The sequence below is a fragment of the Nocardioides sp. genome (assembly GCF_024509035.1).
GTDB lineage: Bacteria > Actinomycetota > Actinomycetes > Propionibacteriales > Nocardioidaceae > Nocardioides.
This window is the reverse complement of the sequence record NZ_JANINT010000193.1, coordinates 1-4,051: the sequence shown is the minus strand read 5'-3', so window position 1 is coordinate 4,051 and position 4,051 is coordinate 1. Positions and strand designations below refer to the sequence as shown.

The window sequence follows — 4,051 nt, the reverse complement described above, 5'->3', positions numbered from 1 at the left end:
GGTGACCCACGACCTGCCCTACGCGCTCGAGCTGTGCCCCCGCTCGGTGGTGCTGAGCGGCGGCGCAGTGGTCGCCGACGGTGCGACGTACGACGTGCTGACCGACGAGCCGCTGATGCGCGAGCACCGGCTGGAGCTGCCGTTCGGGTTCGACCCGAGGACGGCCATGAGCGACGCGCGCGCCCGGTTGATAGCCTCCAACCGACCACCGACGTCTGAGGAGACCCCGTGAGCCAGGACGACCAGCTGTCCTCCCTCGAGCGCGAGATCGAGGAGACCCGGGAGCGCCTGGCGACCACGATCGACCAGCTGCTCTACCGGGCCAGCCCCAAGACGATCGTGAGCCGCGAGGTGAGCAGCATCAAGGCGCACTTCGTCGACGCCCAGACCGGTGCACCGCGCACCGACAACATCCTCAAGGCCGCCGGTGCCGTCGTCGGCGTGGTCGCCTTCTTCGTCGTGGTGCGCAAGGTCGTCCGCTAGAGCAGTGAGCGACAAGACCCCCATCAAGATGCTCCACGACCGCCTGCTGGTCGAGGTCGACCGCGAGGCCGGGGAGCGCCGCTCCTCCGGCGGCATCGTGATCCCCGCGACGGCCGCGCTGGGAGCCCGCCGGCTCGCCTGGTCCAAGGTCGTCGCGGTCGGCCCCAACGCCCGCTCCGTCGAGGTCGGCGACCGGGTGCTCTTCGAGCCCGAGGACAAGGCCGAGGTCGAGGTCGCGGGTGAGCTGTACGTCGTCATGCGCGAGCGTGACGTCCACGCGGTCGCGGCCGAGCGGGTCGGCGACCAGGCCACCGGTCTCTACCTCTAGGCCCCGAGCCTCCATAACCTCGGCGCGGCCCGAGCCGTTGTGTCGGGCATGCTCCGCCGCCTGATCGCCGCGACCGCGGCCGCCGCCCTCGTCCCGCTCGCCGGATCGGCCGTGCCCTCGGGTGGCGCCGGGGCGGCCGCGCCCCAGCAGCACCGCTATCGCGCGATCATCGAGATCACCGAGCACGGCATCCCGCACATCACCGCGTCCGACTTCGGCTCGTTGGGGTTCGGCAGCGGGTATGCCGCCGCCCAGGACACGATCTGCACGCTCGCCGACACGTTGGTCACCGCCCGCGGCGAGCGCTCGCGCTGGTTCGGCCCCGACGCCCGCTACAACGACCAGGTCACGCTCGAGGCGTCCAACCTCCAGGTCGACGCGTTCGTCACCGACCTCCACCAGCGCCGGGTGGTGGAGAAGCTGCTGCGCGATCCGGTGGCAGGTCCCGGCGCGGAGGCCAAGCAGATGGTCCGGGGCTACGTCGCGGGCGTCAACGAGTTCCTCCGCACCCAGAGGGTCACCGACCCGGCATGCCGCGCCGCGGGGTACCTGAAGCCCGACGTCACCGCGCTCGACCTCTGGTACGGCGTCTACCTCGCCAACCTGCTGGCCTCGAGCGGGGTCTTCGTCAAGGAGATCGTCGACGCCGCGCCGCCCAGCGCGGGCGACCCGGGACTGCCCGAGCTGCCGGTCAAGGCCGCCCAGGTCGACCGCGACGCGCTGCTCACGGCGCTCGGACGGGACCCGGAGGCGCCGTTCGGCTCCAACGCCACGGCGGTCGGGGGCGCCGCGACCACCACGGGCAAGGGCATGCTGCTCGGCAACCCGCACTTCCCGTGGCGGGGCCGCTACCACTTCACCCAGCAGCACCTGACGATCCCGGGCCGCTACGACGTCGCCGGCGCCTCGCTGGTCGGCTCGCCCGCGGTGAACATCGGCTGGAACGAGGACGTCGCCTGGAGCCACACGGTCTCGACCGCCTACCGCTTCACGCCCTACGAGTACAAGACGCCCGGCCCGGGCACGACGTACCTCACCGACGCCGGCCCGCAGGAGCTCATCCACGACACAGTCCAGGTCCGGGTCAAGAAGGCCGACGGTTCGCTCAGCACGGTGAGCGAGGACCTCTACCGCACGCCGCAGGGCTACGTGATCGACGCCCCGGCCCAGCTGATGCCGTGGGGTCCGCTGAGCGTGTGGGCGATCCGCGACGCCAACGCCGAGCACCTGCGCACGATCGACACGTTCCTCGACATGGGCAAGGCGACGAGCGTGCGCGACCTGCTGCGCCGCCAGGACGCCGGGGGCGGCATGCCCTGGGTCAACACCACGGCGGCCGACCGCCACGGCGACGTCCTGTACGCCGACCACTCGGTGGTGCCCAACGTCCCCGACGACCTCGCCCAGCAGTGCCTCACGCCGACCGGCATCGTGCTCGACCAGGTGGCCGGCCTGCCGGGGCTCGACGGCACGTTCGCCGACTCGCGCTGCGCCTGGCGCACCGACGCCGACGCGGAGCGGCCGGGGATCTTCGGACCGGCGAACCTGCCGATGGCGGTGCGTCGCGACTGGGTGATGAACGCCAACGACTCCTATTGGCTGCCCAACCCCGACGAGCGGCTCGAGGGCTACGCCGGGATCATCGGGTGCGAGCGGTGCGTCCGCACGATGCGCACGCGCATGGTGTCCCACTACGTCATGGACCGGCTGGCGTCAGGACGCAAGGAGTCGCCGCGCAGCCTGCGGGGCCACGAGCACGAGAACCGGCTGATGGCCGCCGAGGTGATGCGCGAGGGCGGGGCGCTCGACCAGGTGTGCGCGGCGACCGGCGAGACCGAGGCCTGCCAGGTGCTGCACGACTGGGACGGGCGGTCGAACACCGACTCCGTCGGCACCCACATCTTCGAGGAGTTCGTCGACCGGTTGCCCAGCCTGCCCGTCGACGCGGTCGACCCGGTCTGGCTCACCCAGTTCGACCCGAACGACCCGCTGAACACCCCGCGTGACCTCAACGTCGCCCATCCGCAGGTCATCCAGGCCATGGCCGACGCGATCGCCTCCCTCCGCGACCGGGGCATCGCGTTCGACGCGACCTGGGGGTCCCTCCAGGTCGCCGGTGATCGTGGGGCGCCGCCGATCCCGCTGGGCGGCGGCACCGGGGACTCGGTCGGCAACGCCAACGCGCTCGCCTCCCGGTGGGCCAGCGACAACACGGACCGCTACCGGCCCATCACCTACGGCTCGTCGCACATCCAGGCGATCTCGTTCCTCCCGGGCGGTCCTGTCGATGCCCGCACGATCTTAACCTACGGACAGTCGGAGAACCCGCGGTCGCCGTACTCGACGGACCAGACGCGGATGTTCTCCCGCAAGCAGTGGGTGCGGTTCGCGTGGACCGACGCCCAGATCAGACGCGACCTGCTGCGCCGCTTCGTCGTGACGGGCTAGCCCTCGGGCCGGACGTGGAGAAGCCGGCGACCGGTATCCCCCCTCAGATACCGGCCGCCGGCCACCCCCGTGCTCGTCCCCGGGTCAGCGGACCCGGATCGTGAGCGTGTCGGTGGCGTCGCCGGTGCTCGTGAGCGACTGCGACTTGGTCAGCCGGTAGGTGTAGCTGCCCCGCTTGGTGAAGCGCGGGAACGTCACCCGGGTGGTGCCGCGACCGGTCGTCGTGAAGGTCCTGGCGACCGTCCACGTGCCGGCGACGTACTGCTCGAGGGTGACGGGCTCGCCGGCGCTCGCCTGCTCGACCTCGATGGTGTCGGAGGGGACGGTCGAGCCTCGGCGGATGCTGAGCGTGCCAGTCCGGAAGTCGTTGATCTGCGTCACGAGCTGCGGCTGGTCCGGCGTGGAGGCGTCACCGTCGGTGGCGCAGGAGACCCTGCCCTGCCAGTGGTAGTTGGTGCCGCCGACCTGGACCCAGGTGATGGCGTACGACGTCACGCCGGCCGGCCAGCTCGGGTGCGAGGTGAACGGGAAGAGCATGGTCCCGTCCCACGTGCCGAGGTTGTTGTGGAAGTTCAGCGTGACCTGGCCGCGGTCGGTCTCGATCCGGACGTTGACGTCGTTGGCCTGACCGCTGGGGATCGCCACCGGGTAGGCCACGGTCAGGGCCGAGCACGCCGGAGCGTCGTACTTCCACTCCCAGGTGAACGGGCCGGGGGCGCCGGGACCGATCTGCACCGGGCCGGTCGGCGTGCCGGGGTCGGTGGGCGTGCCGGGGTCGGTGGGCGTGCCGGG

General features: G+C 71.7%; 4 protein-coding genes and 1 pseudogene. 4 read left to right on the top strand and 1 reads right to left on the bottom strand.

The features are described from left to right. The 4 genes and pseudogenes from Q0L15_RS14430 to Q0L15_RS14415 form a co-directional block, all read left to right on the top strand. A pseudogene (locus Q0L15_RS14430) lies at window positions 1-232 on the top strand (cobalt ABC transporter ATP-binding protein); the annotation flags it as partial. Continuing rightward, window positions 229-483 (top strand): DUF3618 domain-containing protein, encoded by a 255-nt coding sequence (locus Q0L15_RS14425; protein WP_296605146.1) that lies wholly within the window; start codon window positions 229-231, stop codon window positions 481-483. The pseudogene Q0L15_RS14430 and the gene Q0L15_RS14425, both read left to right, overlap by 4 nt. A 28-nt stretch (window positions 484-511) precedes the next feature. Further along, on the top strand, window positions 512-811 hold the full coding sequence (locus tag Q0L15_RS14420; RefSeq protein ID WP_296605147.1) for a co-chaperone GroES: 300 nt from the start codon (window positions 512-514) through the stop codon (window positions 809-811). 48 nt (window positions 812-859) lie between these two features. Next, the gene (locus Q0L15_RS14415) at window positions 860-3,259 is read left to right on the top strand and encodes a penicillin acylase family protein (protein ID WP_296605145.1); all 2,400 of its coding nucleotides are present in this window, start codon (window positions 860-862) and stop codon (window positions 3,257-3,259) included. Window positions 3,260-3,343: 84 nt separating this feature from the next. On the opposite strand, the gene Q0L15_RS14410 is transcribed toward Q0L15_RS14415, so the two are convergent. Next, window positions 3,344-4,051 (bottom strand): hypothetical protein (locus tag Q0L15_RS14410; protein WP_296605144.1); only part of this gene is annotated, 708 nt, incomplete at its 5' end.